Annotated in this window: 26 protein-coding genes; 6 read left to right on the top strand and 20 right to left on the bottom strand. The window is 32.3% G+C overall.

Translation table 11 applies throughout. The features are described from left to right. Nucleotides 1-19: 19 nt before the first annotated feature. The 11 genes from RMO70_RS04475 to hemA all read right to left on the bottom strand — a co-directional run bounded on the left by RMO70_RS04475 (nt 20) and on the right by hemA (nt 10016). Nucleotides 20-1357, bottom strand: coding sequence for an ammonium transporter (locus RMO70_RS04475; RefSeq protein ID WP_310555219.1), 1338 nt, complete (start codon nt 1355-1357; stop codon nt 20-22). Nucleotides 1358-1492: 135 nt separating this feature from the next. Then, nucleotides 1493-1864: a c-type cytochrome gene (locus RMO70_RS04470; RefSeq protein ID WP_310555218.1), complete on the bottom strand. Its 372-nt coding sequence runs from the start codon at nt 1862-1864 to the stop codon at nt 1493-1495. 4 nt (nt 1865-1868) lie between these two features. Next, entirely contained in the window at nt 1869-2891 is a 1023-nt protein-coding gene (gene hemB, locus RMO70_RS04465; RefSeq protein ID WP_310555217.1) for a porphobilinogen synthase, read from the bottom strand. Between the two features lie 20 nt (nt 2892-2911). Continuing rightward, a complete protein-coding gene (gene hemF, locus RMO70_RS04460) occupies nt 2912-3814 on the bottom strand; it encodes an oxygen-dependent coproporphyrinogen oxidase (protein WP_310555216.1) in 903 nt (300 codons plus the stop codon). A gap of 3 nt (nt 3815-3817) precedes the next feature. Then, nucleotides 3818-4537 carry a DUF3667 domain-containing protein gene (locus tag RMO70_RS04455; RefSeq protein ID WP_310555215.1) on the bottom strand — a complete coding sequence of 240 codons (720 nt, stop codon included), beginning with the start codon at nt 4535-4537 and terminating at the stop codon, nt 3818-3820. Continuing rightward, nucleotides 4534-5073, bottom strand: coding sequence for a GNAT family protein (locus tag RMO70_RS04450; RefSeq protein WP_310555214.1), 540 nt, complete (start codon nt 5071-5073; stop codon nt 4534-4536). The genes RMO70_RS04455 and RMO70_RS04450 overlap by 4 nt, the downstream gene beginning before the upstream one ends. A gap of 494 nt (nt 5074-5567) precedes the next feature. Next, nucleotides 5568-6593, bottom strand: coding sequence for a uroporphyrinogen decarboxylase (hemE, locus tag RMO70_RS04445; protein ID WP_310555213.1), 1026 nt, complete (start codon nt 6591-6593; stop codon nt 5568-5570). Nucleotides 6594-6666: 73 nt separating this feature from the next. Then, a complete protein-coding gene (locus RMO70_RS04440; RefSeq protein WP_310555212.1) occupies nt 6667-7341 on the bottom strand; it encodes a uroporphyrinogen-III synthase in 675 nt (224 codons plus the stop codon). Further along, nucleotides 7341-8261, bottom strand: coding sequence for a hydroxymethylbilane synthase (hemC, locus tag RMO70_RS04435; RefSeq protein WP_310555211.1), 921 nt, complete (start codon nt 8259-8261; stop codon nt 7341-7343). Before hemC ends, RMO70_RS04440 begins: the two co-directional genes overlap by 1 nt. Before the next feature lie 129 nt (nt 8262-8390). Then, on the bottom strand, nt 8391-8648 hold the full coding sequence (locus RMO70_RS04430) for a GxxExxY protein (RefSeq protein WP_310555364.1): 258 nt from the start codon (nt 8646-8648) through the stop codon (nt 8391-8393). Between the two features lie 126 nt (nt 8649-8774). After that, nucleotides 8775-10016 carry a glutamyl-tRNA reductase gene (gene hemA / locus RMO70_RS04425; protein ID WP_310555210.1) on the bottom strand — a complete coding sequence of 414 codons (1242 nt, stop codon included), beginning with the start codon at nt 10014-10016 and terminating at the stop codon, nt 8775-8777. Nucleotides 10017-10245: 229 nt separating this feature from the next. Here hemA and RMO70_RS04420 point away from each other — a divergent pair, with 229 nt between their 5' ends. The 6 genes from RMO70_RS04420 to RMO70_RS04395 all read left to right on the top strand — a co-directional run bounded on the left by RMO70_RS04420 (nt 10246) and on the right by RMO70_RS04395 (nt 16337). Next, nucleotides 10246-11118: an AraC family transcriptional regulator gene (locus RMO70_RS04420; RefSeq protein ID WP_310555209.1), complete on the top strand. Its 873-nt coding sequence runs from the start codon at nt 10246-10248 to the stop codon at nt 11116-11118. 83 nt (nt 11119-11201) lie between these two features. Beyond that, nucleotides 11202-12233 (top strand): ferrochelatase, encoded by a 1032-nt coding sequence (gene hemH, locus RMO70_RS04415; protein ID WP_310555208.1) that lies wholly within the window; start codon nt 11202-11204, stop codon nt 12231-12233. 14 nt (nt 12234-12247) lie between these two features. Beyond that, on the top strand, nt 12248-12802 hold the full coding sequence (locus RMO70_RS04410) for a CopD family protein (RefSeq protein ID WP_310555207.1): 555 nt from the start codon (nt 12248-12250) through the stop codon (nt 12800-12802). Nucleotides 12803-12858: 56 nt separating this feature from the next. After that, nucleotides 12859-14277, top strand: coding sequence for a HAMP domain-containing sensor histidine kinase (locus tag RMO70_RS04405; RefSeq protein WP_310555363.1), 1419 nt, complete (start codon nt 12859-12861; stop codon nt 14275-14277). An 11-nt stretch (nt 14278-14288) separates the two neighbouring features. Beyond that, nucleotides 14289-15071, top strand: a complete 783-nt coding sequence (locus RMO70_RS04400; RefSeq protein WP_310555206.1) for an enoyl-CoA hydratase-related protein — start codon at nt 14289-14291, stop codon at nt 15069-15071. Between the two features lie 147 nt (nt 15072-15218). Then, nucleotides 15219-16337: an ATP-binding protein gene (locus tag RMO70_RS04395; protein WP_310555205.1), complete on the top strand. Its 1119-nt coding sequence runs from the start codon at nt 15219-15221 to the stop codon at nt 16335-16337. Nucleotides 16338-16340: 3 nt separating this feature from the next. Here RMO70_RS04395 and RMO70_RS04390 read toward each other — a convergent pair whose 3' ends face one another. The 9 genes from RMO70_RS04390 to metG all read right to left on the bottom strand — a co-directional run. Continuing rightward, the gene (locus RMO70_RS04390) at nt 16341-16988 is read right to left on the bottom strand and encodes an HD domain-containing protein (protein ID WP_310555204.1); all 648 of its coding nucleotides are present in this window, start codon (nt 16986-16988) and stop codon (nt 16341-16343) included. 80 nt (nt 16989-17068) lie between these two features. Continuing rightward, nucleotides 17069-18058: an acyl-ACP desaturase gene (locus RMO70_RS04385; RefSeq protein ID WP_310555203.1), complete on the bottom strand. Its 990-nt coding sequence runs from the start codon at nt 18056-18058 to the stop codon at nt 17069-17071. 57 nt (nt 18059-18115) lie between these two features. Beyond that, nucleotides 18116-18847 carry a lysophospholipid acyltransferase family protein gene (locus RMO70_RS04380; RefSeq protein WP_310555202.1) on the bottom strand — a complete coding sequence of 244 codons (732 nt, stop codon included), beginning with the start codon at nt 18845-18847 and terminating at the stop codon, nt 18116-18118. 85 nt (nt 18848-18932) lie between these two features. Beyond that, a complete protein-coding gene (locus RMO70_RS04375; protein WP_310555201.1) occupies nt 18933-19343 on the bottom strand; it encodes a BrxA/BrxB family bacilliredoxin in 411 nt (136 codons plus the stop codon). An 85-nt stretch (nt 19344-19428) separates the two neighbouring features. After that, the gene (locus RMO70_RS04370; RefSeq protein WP_310555200.1) at nt 19429-20331 is read right to left on the bottom strand and encodes a histone deacetylase; all 903 of its coding nucleotides are present in this window, start codon (nt 20329-20331) and stop codon (nt 19429-19431) included. Further along, entirely contained in the window at nt 20331-20954 is a 624-nt protein-coding gene (locus RMO70_RS04365) for a chloramphenicol acetyltransferase (protein WP_310555199.1), read from the bottom strand. Before RMO70_RS04365 ends, RMO70_RS04370 begins: the two co-directional genes overlap by 1 nt. A gap of 67 nt (nt 20955-21021) precedes the next feature. After that, nucleotides 21022-21711 (bottom strand): HAD family hydrolase, encoded by a 690-nt coding sequence (locus RMO70_RS04360; protein ID WP_310555198.1) that lies wholly within the window; start codon nt 21709-21711, stop codon nt 21022-21024. Further along, complete coding sequence (locus tag RMO70_RS04355; protein ID WP_310555197.1) at nt 21712-23148, bottom strand: hypothetical protein; 1437 nt, start codon at nt 23146-23148, stop codon at nt 21712-21714. Between the two features lie 15 nt (nt 23149-23163). Next, a partial coding sequence (metG, locus tag RMO70_RS04350) for a methionine--tRNA ligase (RefSeq protein ID WP_310555196.1) occupies nt 23164-25195 on the bottom strand: 2032 nt, incomplete at its 5' end.

Raw genomic sequence — 25195 nt, 5'->3', positions numbered from 1 at the left:
GCTATTAAAACAAAGAAGACTATATTCTTTCGTTGTGTTGAGAAATATCCAGTCCTAAATCTTCTGAATCTTCGGAAACTCTCAAGGAAATTATTGAATTTGTGAGTTTGAAAAGTAAATAGGCACCACCAAATGTAAAAATTGAAATTAAAACCAATGCCATCATATGTTTTGAAAAAACTGTGATGCCGCCATGAAGTAAGCTCGAATTTTCGCCATGAGAAAAAATTGCAGTTAAAATCATTCCTGTAATTCCACCAATGCCATGACAGGCAAAAACATCTAAAGTATCATCAATTGATTTTAGTTTCTCCCAATAAATCATTTTATTAGAAACTACTGCTCCTATAAAACCAAAAAAGATGCTTTCAGGGATTGTGATAAATCCAGCTGCGGGAGTTATCACTACCAACCCAACAACCGCACCAATGCAAGCTCCTAAAGCAGAAACATTTCGACCATTTAATCTGTCAAAAAATATCCAGGTGATCATTGCAGTTGCAGATGCTAATGTAGTAGTTGCAAAAGCCATTACAGCAGTTGCATTGGCAGCAAGTGCAGAACCAGCATTAAAACCAAACCAACCAAACCACAACAGCCCTGTTCCTAAAAGTACGAATGGAATATTTGTTGGAATATGTTCTTTGTTTTTTCGTTTCCCAAGAACTAAAACACCTGCCAACGAAGCAAAACCAGCACTCATATGCACTACGGTTCCGCCAGCAAAGTCTTTTACTCCAAAATAACTTCCGAATAATCCGTTGGGATGCCAAATCATATGACAAATAGGGGCGTAAATAAACACACAAAAAAGACTAATAAATAATAAAAAGGAAATAAAACGAACCCTTTCTGCTAATGCTCCTGTGATAATAGCTGGAGCAATAATGGCAAATTTCATTTGAAAAAGCGCAAAAAGTGCAAATGGAATAGTAGTTCCTAATACTTTGTGAGGTAAAGCACCAACTTGGTCAAAAAATGAATAATCGAATGGATTTCCAAAAATACCATAATGAACACCGTTTATACTAAATCCAAGAGGAGACCCAAAAGACAAGCTAAAACCTACAACTACCCAAAGAATTGTAATTACACCTAAACAAATGAAACTCTTCAACATAGTGGATATTACATTTTTCTTACCAACCATTCCGCCGTAAAAAAAAGATAATGCAGGAGTCATTATTAAAACCAGACAAGATGATGTTAATATCCAAGCGATATCGGCAAAATTTAGAAAGGTTTCGTCGTTAAAATTGGTTTTATCTATTTTAGGATTCTCTTTCCAGAACAATCCAAGTATGGATACAATAGTAATTATCACAAACGAAACAATCCATTTTTTACCAGTTTTCATATTTTACCTTATTAAATTTAGGGTAAAATTAAAAAAAAATATGTTATTTTTATATTTACGGTTAAAAAAAAGAGGGCTATTTTTGATTTTTATTAATTTAATAAATTATTTACACATTTTTTATTAAATAATTAATTATTCTATATTATAATAAATATAAGCCTCAATTGCTTTTAACTCTTCGTCTGACATACTTTTTGTAATTATAAAATTAGTTTTCATAACGTCATACTGACTTGGATCTACAATGGGTTTCGCATCGTTTTTCAAAAAATCAATGATGCTTCCCTTTTTATCTTTATAAATTTTTGCCATTTCTTGAATGCTTGGGCCAATTACTTTTTTGTTTACCAAATGACACGCCACACAATTTCCTTTCCCTTCAAAAATTTCTTGCCCAAGTTGGATAGGTGTTTGAATTGTTTCTGGGTATAATTGTTCTTTTTTATTTTCTTCTTTACAAGAAAAGAGAAGGTTAAAAAACAATACTAGAATTAATTTTTTCATTATTTTAGGAAATCAATTTTACAATATCTTTAGCAAAATAACTGGCTATCATATCGGCTCCAGCCCGTTTTATAGATGTAGTTTGTTCCATCATAATGGCATCGTGATCCAGCCAGCCTCTTTCTGAAGCTGCTTTTATCATTGCATATTCGCCTGAAACTTGATACACTGCAACAGGAACATCAACTGCATTTTTAACTTCTCGAACAATGTCAAGATACGAAATTCCAGGTTTTACCATCACAATATCGGCGCCTTCTTTAACATCCATAACGGTTTCACGAATGGCTTCGATACGATTGTGGTAATCCATTTGATAAGTTTTTTTATCTTTTGGAATATCCATCAAATCAACTGGAGCAGAATCTAAAGCGTCACGAAATGGGCCGTAATGTGCTGAAGCATATTTAGCAGAATAGGCTAAAATTCCTGTATTGATGAAATTATTTTGTTCTAAAGCTTGGCGAATAGTTTGAATTCGACCATCCATCATATCACTTGGCGCTACAAAATCGGCTCCAGCTTGTGCGTGAGAAATACTCATTTCTGCCAAAAAATTAGCTGTTGAATCGTTGGCAATTTGACCGTTTTCTATAATGCCGTCGTGACCATAAATGGAATATGGATCTAAGGCCACATCAGTCATTATTATGATTTCAGGCGCAACATTTTTCACTGTTTTTATAGCGCGCTGCATTAGACCGTTTGGATTAAGCGCTTCTTTTCCAGCGTTATCTTTTAAATTATCGAGAACTTTTACAAATAGCAATACCGATTTCAAGTTGAGTCTTTGAAGTTCTTTGACTTCTTTTTCGATATTATCCAAGCTCATTCGGAAATAATTGGGCATCGACGGAATTTCTTCCTTTATATTCGACCCTTCAACTATAAAAAGGGGAACTATAAAATCGTTTGGATGCAAAATAGTTTCGCGAACCAGACTTCTTATAGATTCGTTGTTTCTTAAACGACGGTTTCTTCTTAACATATATTTATTTTTTTGAACCATTAAGAAATTAAGGTTCATTAAGTTTTAATTTTGGAATTCTATATCCAATCTTTTGGTTTTTCTAAAACATGTATCAATTTTTCTTCTTTGCTTCCTTTTTCAGGATGATGGTCATAAACCCATTGTACATGCGGTGGCAAACTCATTAAGATACTTTCGATTCTACCATTGGTTTTTAAACCAAATAACGTGCCTTTATCGTGAACCAAATTGAATTCGACATAACGACCACGACGAATTTCTTGCCAACTTCGTTGCGCTTCTGAATATGGTATGTTTTTTCTTTTTTCTACTATTGGAATGTAAGCTTCTAGGAAACTATTGCCAATTTCGGTTACAAAATTAAACCAATTTTCCATTGACATTTCTTGAGTGGTTTTGCAATAATCAAAAAATAATCCGCCAATGCCTCGTGCTTCGTTTCTGTGTGCATTCCAGAAATACTCATCGCATTGTTTTTTATATTTTGGATAAAAATCCACATTGTGTTTGTCACAAGCCGTTTTACAAGTTTGATGAAAATGAATGGCGTCTTCTTCAAATAAATAATATGGGGTTAAATCTTGTCCTCCTCCAAACCACTGATTGATGACTTTGCCATCGTCATCATACATTTCGAAATAACGCCAATTGGCGTGAACTGTTGGCACCATTGGGTTTTTTGGGTGAATAACTAAGCTCAATCCGCATGCAAAAAAATCAGCTTCACCAACGCCAAACATCTTTTGCATAGCATCCGGCAATTTTCCGTGTACTGCGGAAATGTTAACACCGCCCTTTTCAAATACATCACCGTTTTCGATAACTCGTGTTCTTCCGCCACCACCTTCTGGTCGTTCCCAAATGTCTTCTCGGAATTTGGCTTTTCCTTCGACAGCTTCTAATCCTGAAACGATTTGGTCTTGCAGATTTTGTATGTATTTATAGAATTTATTTTTCATGGCTTACATATAATATTTATTGACATATCCAATTACAAAAAAGATGGCAACGTGCGTTAATACGCCTAATATAAATGCCAATAATGCTTTTAGATAGTTTACTATTTTTCTCTCTCCAAAAAACTGTCCAATTGCCCAAATTTGATAAACAATAAAGAAGATGGTCAAATTACTAAAAGAACTTGTAATTTTAATTAACGCAATTAGTGGTAAAATAATAAGTAAACCTGTCGCTAAAACATAGGACATCACTACAATCATTTCGAAAATATTGTATTTTCTCTTTCTATATAACAATACCAACCAAGGTGCTATACAGAATCCAACAATAATGTTGGTGTACGCAATATGGTTAATTAACCAATTGTCTATGACTTTTAAATTTACTTTATCTTTTAACGGTTCAATATAACCTACATTTAAATAAGTATATGTGATATGAAAAAATGAGGTAAACAAAGTAAAAATTAACGATGCGAAAAACAAATAAACGATTGGTTTTACATATTTATTTCTGTTTTCAAACAAATAGGTACGAATTGTTTTTCCTGGTTTTATGATTAGTTGCCAAGCTGTAAAATGGAACCCTTTTTCAAAATGAAGAAGATGTTGAATTTCATGAACCATATACTGAAAATCAATTCTTTTTATGTTCTTTGGTTGTCCACATTTTGAACAAAAGTCATCTACAACTTGATGGTTACAGTTTTTACAATTTGTCATTTATAATCTGATTTCAATAATCCATAATAGTTAATGTCTTCCAAAACACCTTCGCCATTTTTGAATTCTTGACGTAAAACTCCTTCTTGTATAAATTTGTTTTTTAATGCGATTTGCTGACTCCCAAAGTTTATTTTGGAAGTACAAATATAGATCTTGTTCATCAATAATTCTTTAAAACAAAAAACGATTACATCAGAAATTGCTTTTGAAATGATTCCTTTTCCTTCAAAATCTTTGTCAATGAAATAGAATAATTCACATTTTGAAATATTATAATCAATTTTTTTAATGCCAATATAACCTATTAAATGGTTGGTTTCTATATTTCTTATGTAAAAATAAAAACCTGTTTTTTCTTTTTCGATTTGAATATTATTTGCAACAAATGATTTTGACATTTCCAAATCAATACAATTAGAAACCGTAACGGGAAATGTTTTATTGATATGATTTCTATTTTTATCAATCAAATCAAAAAAATCTTCAGCAAGAATGTTTTCTATTTTATCAAGTTTCCAGTTAGTGAATTTCATTTGTTGTTTTTTGTAATGTAAGTTACTGATAAAAGAATTAAAATGTAAATTCCAAGTTGTTTTAAAATTTCAGTCAAAAAAGAATTAAAATCGCAATCACCATCAAAACAAGTAATTTTTCCAGAAAAAATCAAATTTGAAATAATAAAAAGTATTGAAATTAGATAAGTTAATAAATTTGAATTTCTAATTTTTTTGAACCAAAATACTTGACTTAAATAGGATATGTAAACATTAAAAACCAACCTAAAAACCAATATTTACCCTTAAATCGATTTATTAAGTTTTCATCTTTTATTAACGAAAAACTCCATAATAATAAAAATAGTATTCCCGAAAATCTAATAATATATATTGAAGAATTTATAAGTCTTTGTGTGTTAATTTTTAAAACTATTTTGAAATAGATTAAAATAAAAGTAACTAATCCAAAGCCAAAAAAGATGGGCTGTATTAAATTACTTTTTATAAAATCTTCTCCCATAAAATATTATCTACGGATTATATTCCTTCACAGCATCAACAAACGCTTTTGCGTGATCCACAGGTATATTTGGTAAAATCCCGTGACCAAGATTTACAATATATTTGTCTTTTCCGAATTCGTCAATCATTTCGTGCACCATTTTTTTGATGGTTGGAATAGGCGATAACAATCTCGAAGGATCAAAATTTCCTTGCAACGTTATATTCCCACCAGACAAATAACGTGCATTTCTCGGCGAACAAGTCCAATCTACTCCAAGTGCGGATGCTTTTGATTTTCCCATTTCGCCTAATGCAAACCAACATCCTTTTCCAAAAACAATTACTGGTGTAATTTCAGCCAATGCTTCCACAATTTGGTTGATGTATTTCCAGGAAAATTCTTGATAATCCACAGGAGAAAGCATTCCGCCCCAAGAATCGAAAATCTGAATGGCGTTGCAACCAGCTTTTACTTTTTCGATTAAATAAGCAATCGTAGTATCAGTTATTTTTTGCAATAAAACATGCGCTGCAACTGGATTGGAAAAACAAAATCCTTTGGCAGTGTCAAAACTTTTAGAGCCTTTTCCTTCTACAGCATAACAAAAAATCGTCCACGGCGAACCCGCAAAACCAATTAGTGGCACTTCGTCGTTCAACATTTCTTTGGTAAGTTTGATGGCATCAAAAACATAACCCAAAGTTTCGTGAACGTCTGGAACAATTACCCGTTCCACATCTTGAATGGTTCTTATTGGATTGGGTAAAAATGGCCCAAGATTTTCTTTCATCAACACTTCAATGCCCATCGCTTGTGGCACAACCAAAATATCCGAAAATAAAATTGCCGCATCTGGAGCAATTCTACGAATGGGTTGCACCGTGATTTCTGAAGCCAATTCTGGTGTTTGACAGCGTGTGAAAAAATCGTATTTGTCACGCAAAGCGATGAATTCTGGTAAATATCTTCCCGCTTGACGCATCATCCAAACTGGTGGTCGTTGCACGGTTTCGCCTTTTAAGGCTTTTAGAAACAGGTCGTTTTTGATCATTTTTTTATTTTTAACCACGAATTACACAAATTTTCACGAATTCTTTTTCGCAAAATTGTAAAGTCGCGAAGTTTTAATTATTGTAATATTCTATTACTTCTGCAATCACATCTTCTATAGTTGGATTTTCGGCAATAATTATGTTTTTTGTAATTTTATGTAATGCACTTGCTGTGGATTCCCCAATGCAAAAACAAGTTTCCGTTTTGATTTTATTATCTATCAAAAAACTTTCAACTCCCGATGGACTAAAAAACAAAATACCATCAAATTTTTCTTCCTTTGATAATTTAAAAGGCGCTAATTTTGTTTGATATGCTTCAATTTCGTTAAATTTAATTTTTTCAGCTTTTAATGCTTCAGGTAATGTTTCTTTGCGCAAGTTGCCACTAAAAAAAGTAAAACTATCATTAGCGTAAATTAATGTTATAATTTCTGACAATTCGGATGCATAATCCATATAAACATCTACGGAAAAGCCATTTATTTCTAACAATTCTTTGGTTTTTATACCAACACAAAAAACAGATTTTGTTTTTAGTGTTTCCCAATTGGGTTGTTCTATCAAACTTAAAACCGCATTTTGACTACTGAAAATAAGGTTATCATTGATGTTTTTTAATTCGAAATCAGTATTTTCTATTTCGATAAAATCTTCTTCCAAAATATCAATATCAGCATCGATAAATGCCTGTCTTTGTTCTGAAGACAATGTTTTTGTAGATAATATGCTTGTTTGTTTTTCCATTATTTTTTCAAACTATTTTTTATAGTTGTCATCAATTCTGTTCCTCCAGCACTAAGAATTTCTTGGGCTAAATTATATCCTAATTTTTTCCATTCTTGAATTGGAACAACTTTATCGACTTCAATTTTTTGTTTTCCATCAATGGATAATAAAGCACCTTTGAAGGTTATTTCATCTTCATCGAAAGTGGCTAATGCGCCAATTGGTGCTGTACAACCGCCTTCAAGAGTTTTAAGAAATTGACGTTCTATATAGGTACAAATATCGGTTTCGAGATTGTTTAATTCGGCAACAGCAACTTTACAAAACTCGTCTTTTTGCATTGCGTGTATTACCATTGCGCCTTGTGCAGGCGCAGGAATCATCCAATTTAAATCGATAAAATTTTCTGGTTTGATGTTAATTCTTTCCAATCCTGCGGCTGCAAATATGGCTCCGTTCCAATTATTATCTTTTAGCTTTTGCATTCTAGTATTCACGTTTCCACGCAAATCGACCACTTTGTGATTCGGATATTTGTTGAGCCACATCGCTTGACGACGCAAACTTCCAGTAGCAATTGTCCCTTCTGAATCTAAAAAATCTAGATTGTTATTGTACACCAAAATGTCTTTCTCGTTGGCGCGTTTCAAAACTGCGGCTTGCATCATTCCGATTGGCAATGCTGTAGGAACATCTTTCATAGAATGCACGGCAATGTCGATTTCGCCATTTATCATTGCAATATCTAATGTTTTGGTGAAAATTCCCGTAATTCCGAGTTCATAGAGTGGTTTGTCTAACAATAAATCGCCTTGCGATTTTACAGCAACTATTTGGGTTTTATAACCTAAATCGTTGAGTAATTTTTCGACCGTTTTGGCTTGCCAAAGTGCGAGTTCGCTATCACGAGTTCCTATTTTTATTGTTTTATTTACCATTATTATTTTTGAAACATTAAGAAATTAAGGTTCATTAAGATTTTAATCTTCTAATCTTGAAAAAAACTCATTAACAAATGGTTTCAATGATTTTGAGATATTTGTTGTGTAGAAATTTATTAGTAATCCTTAAGGTTTTTCTAATAATTTCATATAGGTTAAAAGTTGCGCTTCGTGTATTGTTAAAATGTTTTCAACTGTTTTAAGTTCAACAATCACGCTATCATTAACCAATAAATCTATCCTTAATGTTGATTCAAGTTCTAAATTATCATATTCAATTTTAACGACAAGTTGTTGTTTTACATCATAACCATTTCTCTCTAATTCGAACTTTAAACACTGTTCATAAACACTTTTTAGTAAACCTGGCCCCCAGTCTTTTATGAACTTTTATTGCAAATACAGTTATTTCAAAAGATAATTTGGTTATTTCTTTTTTAGTCATTTTATAATATTCTTAATGATTCTTAATTTCTTAATGTTTTAATTTTAACTAAAAATAATTTTAAGCTATAATTGAAATATTTTATTAATATAATTGATACTTTCATCCACCATAGTGTCTTCATCTTTTAAATGATTTGCAAAATGATTGGTTATTTTTTGAATGATGCGATTGCTAATAAGTTCTGCTTGTTCTTCATCAAAAGAAGATAATTTTTTACGTTGAAAATTTAATTCTTTTTCTTTAATTGTATTTAATTTTGCTTTTAAAGCGTGAATCGTTGGAGCATATTTTCTGCCATTCATCCAAGCAATAAATTCGTCTTTAATTTCTTCTATAATAACCTCTGCGGCAGGAATGTGTAGTTTTCTATTTTCGAGTGTTTCATCTGTAATTTGAGATAAATCGTCCAAATGTATTAACGTTACATTTTCTAAATCTTTTACATTCTCGTGAACATTTTTTGGAATTGATAAATCCAGAATCAACAATGGTTTTTTTAAGTTTAAAATCGCCTTGTCAATAGTTGGATTTTGTGCCCCAGTTGCTACAACAACAACATCTGTTTTTTGAAGTTCTAGCTGCAAATCTGCATAATCTTTAACGATCAAATTGAGTTTACCAGCTAATTTTTCGGCTTTGTCTTTCGTTCTGTTTATTAAAGTAATATGTTCGTTTTTGGAATGTTTTACCAAATTTTCACAGGTATTCCTTCCTATTTTTCCAGTTCCGAAAAGCAAAATGTTTTTATCCTTAATGTTCTCTACGTTTTTTAGAATGTACTGAACCGAAGCAAACGAAACTGAGGTGGCTCCTGAAGAAATTTCGGTATCGGTTTTTATTTTTTTACTGGCTTGAATTACTGCATTTACCAATCTTTCCATAAAAGCATTGGCTAATCCGAGCAATTTGCTCTCATTAAAAGCAATTTTTATTTGACTTATAATTTCAAAATCGCCCAAAATTTGGCTATCTAAACCAGTGCCTACTTTAAATAAATGGGAAATAGCTTCTTGGTTTTTATATACATATGCAACTTTCTGAAAATCTTCTACGGTTCCGTTAGAATTTTCGCAAAGTAATTTGATTAATTGAAATGGGTGTTGTGCAAAACCGTAAATTTCGGTTCTGTTACAGGTAGAAGTAACGATTAAACTCTCGATTCCTTCTTCTTTGGCTTGTAATAATAAGTTGGATTTAGATTGTGTGTCAATGCTAAATTTCCCTCTTATCACGGCATCGGCTTTCTTGTAATTTAGCCCAATGGCGTAAAAAGAAACGTGCTTTGACATTGTATTGTTCTCCATAGTTTTCACTTCAAGTAAAAAGCAAAACAAAAGTATTACTATCGTCTTTACAAAAGTAACGCTAGAAGGTCTATTTGTGTCGCTTAAAGATTTTTACAATTAAAAGTGTCTTTTTATCGTTATTTCTTTTAAATTTGTATTAAAATCAACACTTTTGAATTTATTAATTTAGAACAATTCTAAATAAATAATTCACTTTTGATTTTTATTTACTTAAAAAAATATCGCTGTGGGTTCTAGAGAAGAAATAAAAATTGATGACGATTTTATTTTAATTCGTTTTCAGAATGATTCTGACGAGAAGATCTCGTTCGAACGTCAAGTTCATAACGACTTGATTCAGTTTCATTTTGGGTTAAAAGGCAATGCAAAATTTATTTTCAATCAAGGAAATTATACTTTAGATTTGAAAGAAGAAAAGTCTTTGCTTTTTTACAATCCACAGAAAGAATTGCCATTGCATTTGGAAATTGCGCCTAAATCTTGGGTGATTTCGATTTTGGTTTCTATCAAAAAATTTCACGGATTGTTTTCTGCAGACACTGAACACATTCCGTTTTTGAGCATAGAAAATCAGGATAAAAAATATTATGGAGAAGAAAACATTTCTCCATCAATGGCAATTGTACTGAACCAAATGTTTCATTACAACTTAAATCCATCCATTAAAAACTTGTATTATAAAGGAAAAGGATACGAATTACTAAGTTTGTTTTTCAACAGAAACGAAGATCCAAACGCCGAGCAATGTCCGTTTTTGATTGACGAAGAAAATGTATTGAAAATTAAAAAAGCCAAAGAAATTATAATTGCTAATATGGCAGAACCTCCAGGTTTACAGGAACTTTCTGATCAAATAGGATTGAATTTGAAGAAACTCAAAATGGGTTTTAAGCAAATTTATGGAGATACGGTTTACGGATTTTTGTTTGATCACAAAATGGAATATGCAAGACAATTGCTTGATTCGGGTTCGTATAATGTGAATGAAGTGGGTTTAAAGATAGGTTATAGCACAGGAAGTCATTTTATTGCAGCGTTCAAAAAGAAATTTGGCACTACGCCGAAAAAATATTTGATGGGGTTAAATGTGAATGTTTAAAACCCAAACAACAAATAAAAAAATGTTAATCAAACCGATAAAAAAGTAAGAATAGTTACTTTTATAAAAATTTTAAAATTACTATGAAAGGAGTATTACTCGTAAATCTTGGTTCGCCAGAAAGCCCAACCGCAAAAGATGTTAAGCCGTATTTAGATGAATTTTTAATGGATCGATTTGTAATAGATGTTCCATTTTTGTTGCGAGCTTTATTGGTTCGTGGCATTATTTTGCAAACCAGACCAAAAAAATCAGCAGAAGCCTATGCTAGGATTTGGACTGACGAAGGTTCTCCACTGATTGTGATTTCTAAAAAAATGCACAAAAAAGTACAAAGTCTAGTCGATATTCCAGTAGTATTAGCAATGCGTTATGGTACGATTACCATTATGAAAGGCTTGCAAGAATTGAAAGACAAAGGTGTGAATGAAGTAATGCTTTTTCCTTTGTATCCGCAGCACGCAATGGCTTCCACGACTACAATTTTGGTTTTGGCAGAAGAATTGCGAGCCAAACATTTTCCAGAAATGAAATTCACTACGGTTCCTGCTTTTTACAACAAACCTGATTACATCAAGGTTTTAGCCGAAAGTATCAAAAAGCATTTAGAAGGTTTCGAATACGATCATTTATTGTTTTCGTACCACGGAATTCCGAAACGTCATATTCGTAAAACCGATATAACCAAATCGCATTGCAAAATTGATAGAACGTGTTGTAGCACACCTTCGCCGGCACACGAGTTTTGTTATAGTCATCAATGTTATGAAACCACAAAATTGGTTACTGAATATTTGAATATTCCAAAAGAGAAATACAGTCAAACATTCCAATCAAGATTGGCTGGTGATAAATGGTTGACACCATATACCGACGTTGAAATCAACAAAATGCCTAAAAAAGGAATCAAGAAACTGGCTGTTGTAACTCCAGCATTTGTATCAGATTGTTTAGAAACTTTAGAAGAAATTGCAATGGAAGCCAACGAAGAATTTTTGCATCACGGTGGTGAAGAGTTTACCGCTATTCCTTGTTTGAATGATGAAGATGCCTGGTGTGAATTGGTTGCAGATTGGATTGGTGAGTTTAATAAAGTAAAAGAATATAGAGAATAGATAATAGATTTTCAATGGAACTTTACAATTACCTAAAATCACTTCACTTAATTTTTGTAATCACATGGTTTGTGGGATTATTTAACATTGTTCGTTTGTTTGTATATCAAATAGAAGCCAACCAAAAACCATCGCCAGATCGAGAAATTATACTTTCTCAATTTAAAATAATGTCCTACAGATTGTGGTACATTATTACTTGGCCAAGCGCCATTTTAGCGAGTTTTTTTGCTTATTGGATGTTATTTTTTACGCCTTTGGGACAAGCTTGGTTGCAAATGCCTTGGATGCACGTGAAACTTGGCTTTGTTTTTGTGCTGTATTTGTATCATTTAAAATGCCATCAAATTTTTAAGCAATTACAAAATGAAAAATTCAAATATTCTTCTAATTATATGCGTCTTTGGAATGAAGGAGCCACAATAATCTTATTTGCTGTTGTTTTTTTGGTGGTTTTAAAAAACGAATTTAATTGGATTTATGGAGTTGTCGGAATTATTCTATTTTCAATTTTGTTAATGTTAGGTTTTAAATTTTATAAACGAATAAGAGCCAAAAACAAATCTTAATGCATACTATTTTGTCTATCAAAAGTTGGTCGTTGCGTGTAAGAATTTTTCTTTCGATGATTCTTATCACCATTATTTCTTCGATTTTAGTTGCATCAGTTTCTATTATTCAATTTCAAATAGAAAGCCAAGAATACCATCAAGAAAGATTGGAGCGTAAGGAAAAACAAATCAAAGAACACATTGTTTATATTCTTTCCAAGACACCACATCCATTAATAACACAAAATATTCCGTCTATCTTTCAATCTAGAATTTTCGAAATATCAGACATTCATAATCTTGTTATCAATGTTTATGATTTGGATGGGTTGTTGCTTATCAATTCCAATGCACCTAATGCAAAAATTGAAAAGGCACCAATTATCCCTACTTATATCCTTGAAAATGTAAAGCTCTCTAACGAAAATCGTTTTGTGACTTTAGCAGAAAAAGAAGGTGATAAATACCGATATTCCTATAGTTATCTGATGGATTATGTAGAAAACAAACCCATTGGAATTTTAAAATTACCATATAAGGAAGACGATACTTTTTATAAAAATGAACTTGAAAATTTTCTTTCCGTTTTTGGATTGGTTTACATTTCAATGATTATTGTTTCTGTATTTATTGCATACTATTTGTCAAGATTTATAACAAAATCACTGAAAACAATTTCAGATAAATTGACAGAAACTAGTTTGACCGAAAAAAATGAAAAAATTGAGTTAACCAGCAACAGTTACGAGATTGACAGACTCGTAAAATCATATAATAAAATGATTGACGAACTGGAAGAAAGTGCCAACAAACTCGCACAAAGCGAACGAGAAGAGGCTTGGCGTGAAATGGCAAAACAAGTGGCTCACGAAATCAAGAATCCTCTCACACCAATGCGATTAACAGTGCAAAGTTTTCAACGAAAATTTGATGTTAACGATCCTTTAGTTAATCAAAAACTAGACGATTACTCCAAAACTTTGATTCAACAAATAGACACGATGAGTGCTGTGGCTTCTGCTTTTTCTAACTTTGCATCGATGCCAGCACAACAAAACGAGACGTTGAATGTCGTGGATATTGTGGAACTGACTTTGGATATTTTCAATGAAGAATTCATCCAGTTTGAATCCGATTCAGAAGAAATAATTACTAAAATTGATAAAACCCAATTGATACGTATTGTAAACAATTTGGTTAAAAATGCTATACAGGCTATCTCAGAGGAACAAGAAAACAAACAAATTATTGTTACAGTAAAAAAGGAATCTAACAATGCCATTATAAAAGTAAAAGACAACGGAAAAGGCATTTTAAAAGAAGATTTTGAACGTATTTTTGAACCAAAATTTACTACAAAATCTAGCGGAATGGGTTTAGGATTAGCAATTATTAAAAATATTATCGAAAATTACAACGGAACTATTACTTTTGAATCACAATTAGGAAAAGGAACTACTTTTAAAGTTACTCTACCTATTATTAAACAATAAAAAACCAAATTATGGCTTTACAAAATATCATCATCGAACACGAAAAGGGCATTGCAACTATTTTTATAAATCGTCCAGAAAAGTTAAATGCGTTGAACAAAGCAACCATTCAAGAATTGCACGAAACTTTAAAAACGGCAGAAAAAAATCCAGAAATTAAAGTAATTGTGATTACAGGAAGTGGTGAAAAAGCTTTTGTGGCTGGTGCCGATATCTCTGAATTTGCTCATTTTTCATCAGAAGATGGAGCAAAACTAGCAGCAAAAGGACAAGAAATACTTTTCGATTTTATCGAAAATTTGAAAACTCCAGTCATCGCTGCCATTAATGGTTTTGCACTTGGTGGCGGACTAGAACTAGCAATGGCTTGCCATTTCAGAATAGCTTCTGATCATGCCAAAATGGGCTTGCCAGAAACCTCACTTGGAGTAATTCCTGGATATGGCGGAACCCAACGTTTGCCACAACTAGTTGGTAAAGGACGTGCTATGGAAATGATTATGACCGCTGGAATGATTGATGCAGAAACTGCAAAAGCTTATGGATTAGTCAATCACGTTGTCCCTCAAGCCGATTTGTATGCTACTTATAATACTTTGGCAGATAAAATTATGCGAAATTCACCAGTCGCAATCTCCAAAGCTATTGAAGCTGTGAATGCCAATTTTAAAGACGGTGTAAATGGTTATGATGTGGAAATTAGAACTTTTGGAGAGTGTTTCGCTACCGATGATTTTAAAGAAGGAACTACGGCTTTTTTAGAAAAAAGAAGAGCAGTTTTTACAGGGAGTTAAACATTCCAAATATCATATTATTATACTTTTTTTGATATCGTAATATCATATTATTATATTTTTATAATATTATAATATTAAATTATTATACTTTTATGATGTTGTAATATCAAATTATTATATATTTGCATTATAAATCGATGCAATATGATAGCTAGAACCCAACAATCAGAAATAGATTCTTATCTTTTTAAGGGAAAAGCGATTTTGGTATTTGGTGCTCGTCAAGTTGGTAAAACATCTCTGATAAGAAACACTATCAAACAAAACAGCTTTCTTTGGCTTAATGGTGATGAGCCAGACACTCAGCTTTTGTTAGAAAACATAACTTCCGATAGGCTAAAAGCAATTGTTGGTGGCAACTCCATTTTGGTTATCGATGAAGCTCAAATGATTCATAATATTGGATTATTAATAAAAAGAATGGTGGATAATTTTCCTGAAATTCAAGTTATTGCTTCAGGAAGTAGTGCATTTGAATTGGCTGATAAAACCAAAGAATCTATGGTTGGTCGTAAGGAAGAACTACAACTTTTTCCGTTGAGTTATTCGGAAATGGTTCAACACACTAATTTTATAGAAGAAACAAGATTGGTAAACCATCGTTTGGTTTATGGATATTATCCTGAAGTAGTTACAAATTTGGGTAAAGAAGAAAAAATATTAAATGATCTAACAGAGGGTTTCCTTTATAAAGATATTTTAAACCTAGAAGGTGTCAAAAAATCATCTAGTTTACAAAGATTAGTTCAGATGTTGGCATTTAGAATTGGTTCAGAAATTAGCACAAATTCTTTAGCCAATGATTTAGGAATAAATCGGTTAACGGTTGAAAAGTATATCGATATTCTCGAAAAAAACTTCATCGTTTTTAGTTTAAATGCTTTTAGTAAAAATCAGGATAATGAGATTAAAAAAAGCAAGAAAATATATTTTTGGGACAATGGTTTACGCAATCGAATAATCAAAAACTTTAAACCCATAGAACTTCGCGATGATTACGGATCTTTATGGGAAAATTTTATTATTAGCGAAAGAAAAAAGAAATTATCTTATGAAAGACAATATAAAGACACTTATTTTTGGAGAAACACACAACAAGCAGAAATTGATTTTTTGGAAATAAAAAACGACGAAATTGAAGCGTTTGAAATTAAATTCAATCCAAATGTCAAAGTAAAATTCACAAAATCATTTACAGAGAAATACCACCCAAAAACAACCCAAGTCATTCACAAAGAGAATTTTTGGGATTATTTGTTATAGTATTTACTTGTTTCCATTCCATTCCCCATAAAATTGCTCCAGAAACGTTTCCATATAATTATGACGTTCTTGAGCAATTTTTTTACCAGTTTCGGTATTCATTTTATCTTTAAGAAGCAACAATTTTTCGTAAAAATGATTCAATGTTGGTGCTTCCGAGTTTTTATATTCCTCCTTACTCATATTTAAGTTTGGAAGAATTTCAGGATTGTATAACTGACGATTTTTAAATCCACCATAATTAAAAGTCCTAGCAATTCCTATTGCTCCAATGGCATCCAATCTGTCGGCATCTTGTATAATTTCAAGTTCTTTAGATGTGAATTTCTTGTCAAAATTTCCGCCTTTAAAAGAAATATTTTCGATTATACATATAATGTGTGCAATTGTTTCTTCCGAAACATTTACAGATTCCAAAAAATTTCTAGCCGTTTTTGGACCAATAGATTCATCGCCATTGTGAAATTTACTATCAGCAATATCGTGAAGTAATGCACCAAGTTGAACAATTTCTAAATTACAATTTTCTTCTTTAGCAATTAAAACGGAATTTTTATAAACACGTTCAATGTGAAACCAATCGTGACCGCCTTCGGCATTTTGAAGTTGTTGTTTTACAAATGCGATTGTTTTTTCAATCAAATTATCCATAATATTCTATTTATAAAAAATGTTGATTATTGAAACGATTTCAATAATCAACATTTGTAATTTTTTTAATCCATTTTTAATTATCTTACCATAGCTGGTTCTACCCATTTAAATAATTGTGATTCCACAGGAATAATCAATCTTTCAGAAACTTTTGCCATTCTTGCTGGCAATTTCATCAAGTAATCTCTCGCTTTTTCGGCTTCGTCAGTTAGTCCAGAAAGTGTACTGATTTCCCATTTTTCAATAAGTTTCTGCATAATATCTACATAATCGTTAGCGGTATAAACCCCTATTCGTTGTGCTGAATCCGAGAAATTCAAGAATGCAGAACCTATTTTTTCGCCTGATTCTCGCAAAAATTGTGCTGGCATAACTATTTTTTGTTTCATCATAAAGTTGAAAGCAATAAGCATTTCACTAGGATCTACTTTAAAAATTTGATTTACAAATTCCGAGTAGGCATGATGGTGACGCATTTCGTCTCCTGCAATCATTTTGCAAATTTTAGACAACTTGTTGTCGCCATATTGCTTGGCGATTTGAGCCACTCGATTATGTGAAATATAGGTTGCTAGTTCTTGAAAACTGGTATATATAAAATTTTTGTATGGATCACGACCAGTTCCAATATCAAAACCGTCAGCAATAAGATGTTGGGTTGTAATTTCGATTTCACGCATATTAACACGACCTGATAAATACAAATACTTGTTGAGTAAATCTCCGTGTCGGTTTTCTTCGCTTGTCCATTGGCGAACCCATTTTGACCAGCCATTGTTTTCTACTTGCCCTACACCATCCACATCCATCAACCACGATTCGTAGGTTGGTAGTGCTTCTTCGGTTATGGTATCACCAACTAAAGTTACCCAAAAATCATAAGGCAATTCTTTAGCTATTTCTCGCAATTCTTTTACCTCTTCAAAGAAATTTTCGTTTTCTGAATTGGGCAAAAAATCAGTAGGTTGCCATATTTTTTCCACAGGAATAAGATATTGATCGACAAATCCATCAATTTTATTTTCCAATGATTTCATTACTTCTAAGCGTATATTGTGTGTTGACATTTTAATTTAGAATTTAGAATTTGCAATTTAGGATTTGACCTAAAATTCAAATGTTTTTTATTTTATGGATTGTATTACTGCTTTTTCAGTGCGTTTCATCAGTTCTTCAAATGGAAAGTCTTTTACTGCAATAGCATCGTGAATGACAAATTGTAGTTTGTTTCCTAAACCCATCGGAAAAGTTCCAAATTTAACCATTTTCCACGAATTGTTAATTGTTATTGGCACAATATATGCAGATGGGGCATATTTACAGAGCATTTTGAGTCCGCTTTCAGCAAATCTCTTTGGTGTTCCGGTTTTGCTTCTGGTTCCTTCTGGAAAAATTACTGCCGATCGTTTGTTTTTTTCTAAGTATTTTGACAATCCAGAAATGGCTGATATGGCTTGTTTTGAATCTTTTCTGTCAATTAGAACAGAACCGCCGTGTCTCAAATTGTATGAAACACTTGGTATTCCTTTTCCCAATTCTTTTTTGCTTACAAACTTGGCGTGAAAACGACGTAAGTACCAAATTATTGCAATAATATCATACATACTTTGATGATTAGCAACAAAAATAATAGGAACATTTTTGGGGATTGAATCTTTGTTTTCAAATAGATACGTTGTTCCTAATAAATTAGTACATTTCACTAAAAAAAAATTCAAATAATCTACACTTTTTTTATGTGTCTGATAGCCAAAAACATTCAGGCAAATCCATTGTATTGGGTGAAATATCAAAAGACAAATCACAAAACACAAATAATAAATTATAGATATTGGATATGATATTATTTTTTCCATTTTATTTGAAATATCTTCCAAATATACTTTTTTAAATAAAAAAACCACGCAAAACGTGGTTTAGATTTGCGTTTTATAATTTTTTTTAACAATATTCGTTGTAAGCATCTTTTAGGTTTTCTGCAATCAATTCTGCTGGACGACCTTCAATATGATGACGTTCTAACATATGCACCAATTCTCCATTTTTAAACAAAGCCATACTTGGTGATGAAGGTGGAAAGGGAAACATCAACTTACGAGCTGCATCCACAGCATCTTTATCGACACCTGCAAATACAGTTACTAAATTTGTTGGTTTTTTGCTATTGTCTAAACTCATAGAAGCTCCTGGACGTGCATTTCTTGCCGCGCAACCACAAACGGAATTTACTACTACAAGAGTTGTTCCTTCTTTAGCAATTGTATTTTCTACTTCTGATGCGGTATATAATTCTTGAAAACCTACATTGACTAACTCGTCACGCATTGGTTTTACCATTTCTGCTGGATACATAATTTTGTATTAATAAGTTACTGAGTTACAAAGTTACAAAGTTTGACAGGAAGTAAGCCGAATGTTAGTAGTTTTTTAACGAAAGTTAATCGAAAATTTGTTTTGCAACTCGATAGGTATTGGCATGTGCTTCAATTATTGTTTTAATTTTTGGCGAATAACCACCTCCCATACTTACTTGAACTGGTATTTCTAGTTTTCTGCAAAGAGAAAACACAATTTCATCTCTTTTTTTACAGCCATCAATTGTACAAGCTAGTTTTCCTAATTTATCAGTTGCTAAAATATCGACTCCAGCCAAATAGAAAATAAAATCAGGTTTATGATTTTCTATCACTTTTGGTAAATTTTCCTTTAAAATAGATAAAAATTCACTATCGTTTGTATCGTCTTCTAGTGCAATATCCATATTGGAGACCTCTTTTTTGAAGGGATAATTTGTTTTTCCGTGCATCGAAAAAGTAAAAACATTAGAATTGTTTTTGAAAATTTCTGCTGTTCCATTTCCTTGATGCACATCGAGATCTACAATAAGTATTTTTGAAGCTAATTTTTTATCTAACAAGTATTGTGCTCCAATTGCTTGATCGTTCAACATACAAAATGCTTCACCTCGATTAGTAAATGCGTGGTGTGTTCCGCCGGCAATATTAAATGACACACCTGTTTGCAATGCTTTTTCACATCCTAGAATTGTGCCGTTTGCAATGCGTAATTCTCTTTCGATTAATTGAACAGATAATGGGAAACCTATTTTTCGAGCAACTTTTGCATCTAGTGTTAAATTCAATAGATTATCGACGTATTCTGGAGTGTGAACAGCTAAAATATGTTCTAAATCTGCAATTTCAGGTTCAAAAAAATCTAATTTGTCTGCTGTTCCTTCATATAATAATTGCTCTGGCAATAATTCGTATTTTAACATTGGAAATCGATGTCCTTCAGGTAAAGGGTGTTTATAAATAGGATGGAAAGCTATGGGGAGCATTATTTATCTAGTAATTTTTGAAACAAATGCACAAACTGTCCAATGTGAAATCCGTCCATTAATCCGTGGTGTACGTGAACAGACATCGCCATTGTTTTTTTACCGTTTTCTTCCATCATTTTTCCGAAGGATATTTTAGGACAACTGTCAGGCCAAGTAAAACTTCGAGCGTGTGTAAATGAAGTAAAATTAATCCAAGGCAAAGCCGAAAAATGAATTAAATTTTCGGTAAAATCTCTTGTAAAAAGCCCTGTCGTTGTTTGGATTCTAGTAATTTCGTTTTCGGTGTTTTTAGAAAATTTTAAAATATCTTCAGAAAATTCTATTTGCGAAAATCCAAAGGTTTCGTCAGCACGCAATATGGTTGCAGAAGCATCGATTTGGTCAAAAATATAAATCTCGTCATTTAGTATTCTGTATCTGAAATTTTCAATTTCGTTTACTGCAACCAAAGTTTTGTGAAGATAATAGGTAAAAAAAGAGACGTTTAATTCTTTGGCTTTTTCATACGCTTTGGTACAATCGATAGTTGTGGTAATGCCAAAAAAAGGCTCTTCCATTTGTTTAAAAAACAAATAGTGTTCCTTACGGTTCCAAGTTTCTAGATTTAGCTTTTGTTTCATTTTTATAGTTACCGTTAATTAGCTAATTTTTAGTAATTTATAAAAAATTAACAAATTAAAAGTCGATTTATTTTAATAGAATAGGTAGTACTTCTGTTATTTTTTCAAAAGTTTTAAAATTAGGATGTTCTACTTTATGACTTATTTTTTCGTGTTCCCAAGTGGTGTGAAATGGAATATGAACAGCATAACCACCAATTCCCAATACTGGTAAAACATCTGATTTGAGAGAATTTCCAATCATAAAAAACTCGGAAGGCTCAATATCTAAACGTTTTACTAATTTTTGATAATCTATTTCTTGTTTGTCTGACATTACTTCAATATGGTGAAAATAATGACCTAAACCTGAATCGTGAAGTTTGCGTTGTTGGTCTTTCAAATCGCCTTTTGTTGCCACAACAAGCTTGTATTTTCCTTTTAATGCTTCTAGTGTTTCTTCCACACCATCCAATAATTCGATAGGTTTCTGAAGCAATTCTTTTCCATAGTCAATTATTTTTTCAATAATTTCCATAGAAATCGTATTGTCAGAAATTTTCATTGCAGCCTCAATCATCGACAAGATATAACCTTTGATTCCATAACCGTACAAAGGTAAATTTTGAATTTCTACACGAAACAATTCTTGAGACAATCCTTGATGCGACAAGTAATCGTTCATCAATGCACAGAATTTTTGTTCCGTTTCTTGGAAGTAGGGTTCGTTCAAGAAAAGTGTGTCGTCGGCGTCGAAAGCGATTACTTTTAGGTTCATTTAGTTGACAAATTTTCGAAATGAATATTCATTTTTTAAAAACGATCCTAAATAATAATCGTTTTCAAGTTTGAAAATAGTTTGAGAAGAAACAGTTGGGTTATTTTCAAGATAAATTCTTATTTTTTCAAATGCCAAAGGTTTTACACTTCCAGTTATATGTTCTCCTGTTTGATTAAAAAGGCAATTAACGTAGGTTACTTCTCTGTTTGCATAAGCATTAAAGTTTTCCATTGTAGGACTACTCAATGCTGATGCAAGCAAAACTCCCGCAACTCCAAACATAGCTCCAACCATCATTTTGTTACTCATTTGTTGTTGAACTTGAGAAACACTTCCAATTGTTACCAAAATAGTATCATCTTGTTTATAGCAGGAGATAGCAGGAGATTGATTATTTACTTTTCTAATGAATTTAGAGTTTTCGATAGTCTTTTTGTTTTTTGAACTTCCATTTTCTAAAAAAACTTCTGAATTACTAAAGTCGATTGGTTTCTCTTTGTGAATTGTATTTTCATATAAAATCTTATCATCTAAGTCTTTTATTGAAAATTTAATCAAATTTGGTGAAGATTTTATTTGAAATAGTTTATCTTGATGTAAAAAAGAATTTGATTCAAGTTCATTTACTTCTGCTGAAGGATCTTTCATTAAATCTGGTTTTTTAATCATTTTTTCTTTTACAATAAAGGTTTTCAAATCAACCATTATTAATTGGGTATAAAGTGAATTATTATCAAAAGTAAAAGTTAATTTGTTGTTTTCTAAATAAACCTTTCTCTTTTTGTAACTCAATGCTAATGAAATTGGGCTGTCGGATGTTATTTTTTCGATGGATCCAGATTCTTGTTTTCCGTAAAAGTTTTCCAAAAGTACATTATAAAAAGTTGTTCTTTTAATATCGGAATCTAAAAAATTAAAACCATTTAAATCTATCGTTTTTTCAGTTTTTTCAGTTTCATTGAAAACATAAAATTTTAGAGAATTGGTGTTTTTAATCACTGAAATAATATAAAAATTACCATTTAAAGAAAATTCTTCAACTACTTTTTCTCCTATAAAAGTCAAATCATATTTTTGCTCGGAAGTTTTATGCTCTAAAAACTTAAATTTTTGAGTTAAAATTTCTTTATCATTTGAGGAGGCCCAAAATAGCATTGGATTTGATTTATCGCCACAAGTACCAATCATTTTAGAATATTTGCTATTTGGTCTTGGTACAGACATAGTGTCCACAACTTGCATTTTCTCATTTAATCGAATGGCTTTCACTTTTTTATTATCACTTAAAAAGAAAGTAGTTTGTTTTGTTGTTTCATTCACAATTTGAAAAACATCTGTGCCTTTCTTCAACTCTAAAGGAATTGAACCTACTAATTCTTGCGAAAAAGAACTAAAACTCAATAATAATGCGAAGATTGTAATTTTTTTAATCATTTTTTTAATTTTTTTTTAATTTATAGTTTCCCCATTCCCAACACCATCCACATCTGGATTTACAAAAACCAATTTCCCATCAGGTAAATTTGTCATCAAAATCATTCCTTGACTATCCACGCCACGCAAATTTCTTGGTGCCAAGTTTACCAAAACCGTCACGCGTTTTCCAACCACTTCTTCGGGTGAAAAATGTTCGGCAATTCCTGAAACTATGGTGCGAACATCTATTCCTGTATCGACTTTCAGAATTAATAATTTATTGGCTTTAGGCATTTTTTCGGCTTCCAAAATCGTTCCAGTACGAATGTCCATTTTGGCAAAATCTTCAAACTGAATTAACTCTTTTTGTTTTGTCATTTCGACGATAGGAGAAATCTCATTGGCTTTTTTTGTTGCTTCTAGTTTGTCAATTTGTTTTTGAATTTGATCGTCTTCAATTTGCGAGAATAATATTTCCGCTTCGCCAATTTTGTGACCATAAGGAATCAAATCAGAAGTTTCTGAAACGGAGTTCCAACTCAATTTGTCTATTTTTAAAATGGCCGCCAATTTATTAGATGTAAAAGGCAAAAATGGCTCACACAAAACCTGCAAAGCAGCCGCAATTTGCAATGCCACATACATTTGTGTTTTCACTCTTTCTGGATTGTCTTTCATCACTTTCCAAGGTTCTTCATCGGCCAAATACTTATTTCCTAAACGGGCAACATTCATCAATTCGCCTTGCGCTTCTCTAAAACGATAACGTTCAATAGAAGATGAAATAACGGCTGGATAGGCTTTCAACTCAGCCAATGTTCTTTCATCAACTTCCGAAAATTCGTTTGGTGTTGGTACAATTCCTTCGTAATATTTGTTGGTCAAAACCACCACTCGATTGATGAAATTTCCAAAGATTGCTGCCAATTCATTATTATTTCTCGCCTGAAAATCTTTCCAAGTAAAATCGTTATCCTTCGTTTCTGGTGCATTCGAAGTCAACGCATAACGCAACGAATCTTGCTTGTCTGGAAAATCCTCCAAATATTCGTGCAACCAAACCGCCCAATTTTTTGAAGTTGAAAGTTTGTTTCCTTCCAAATTCAAAAACTCATTCGCAGGCACATTTTCTGGCAAAATATAACTTCCTTCGGCTTTCAACATCGCCGGAAAAATTATACAATGAAAAACAATATTATCTTTTCCTATAAAGTGGACTAGTTTCGTATCTTCTTTTTTCCAGTAATCTTCCCAGTTTTTGCCTTCACGAGCTGCCCATTCTTTGGTTGCCGAAATATAGCCAATAGGCGCATCAAACCAAACGTATAGTTTTTTTCCTTCGGCTCCAGCCACAGGAACATCAATTCCCCAGTCCAAATCTCTTGTAACGGCACGAGGTTTCAAACCATCGTCCAACCACGATTTTACTTGTCCAAGTACGTTGGTTTTCCAATCTTTGGCGTGACCAACTAGAATCCATTCTTTCAAAAAATCTTGGTATCTGTCCAAAGGTAAAAACCAGTGTTTGGTCGATTTTAAGGTCGGAATTTCTCCAGTTATTGTCGATTTTGGATTTATTAAATCCGTTGCATTCAAGGTCGAACCACATTTTTCGCATTGGTCGCCATACGCTTCTTCGTTGGCACATTTCGGACAAGTTCCCACCACAAAACGATCGGCAAGAAACTGATTGGCTTTCGCATCATACAATTGCTCGGTAACTTCTTCAATAAAATCGCCATTATCGTACAATTTCTTGAAAAATTCCGAAGCTGTCTCGTGATGAATTTTCGCCGAAGTTCTCGAATAATTATCAAACGAAATCCCAAAATCTAGGAACGACTTCCTGATAATTCCATCATATTTATCAATCACTTCTTGTGGAGAAATGCCTTCTTTTTTTGCTTTCATCGATATGGCAACACCGTGTTCGTCGCTACCGCACATAAACGCCACATCTTTTCCTTGCAGTCGCAAATAGCGTGCATAAATGTCTGATGGCACATAAACACCGGCTAAATGCCCAATGTGAATAGGCCCGTTTGTATATGGCAAAGCTGCCGTA

The organism is Flavobacterium sp. (assembly GCF_031422135.1).
Classification (GTDB): Bacteria; Bacteroidota; Bacteroidia; order Flavobacteriales; family Flavobacteriaceae; genus Flavobacterium.
The sequence above is the reverse complement of the archived record's forward strand: the minus strand, read 5'-3'. Positions and strand labels throughout refer to the sequence as shown.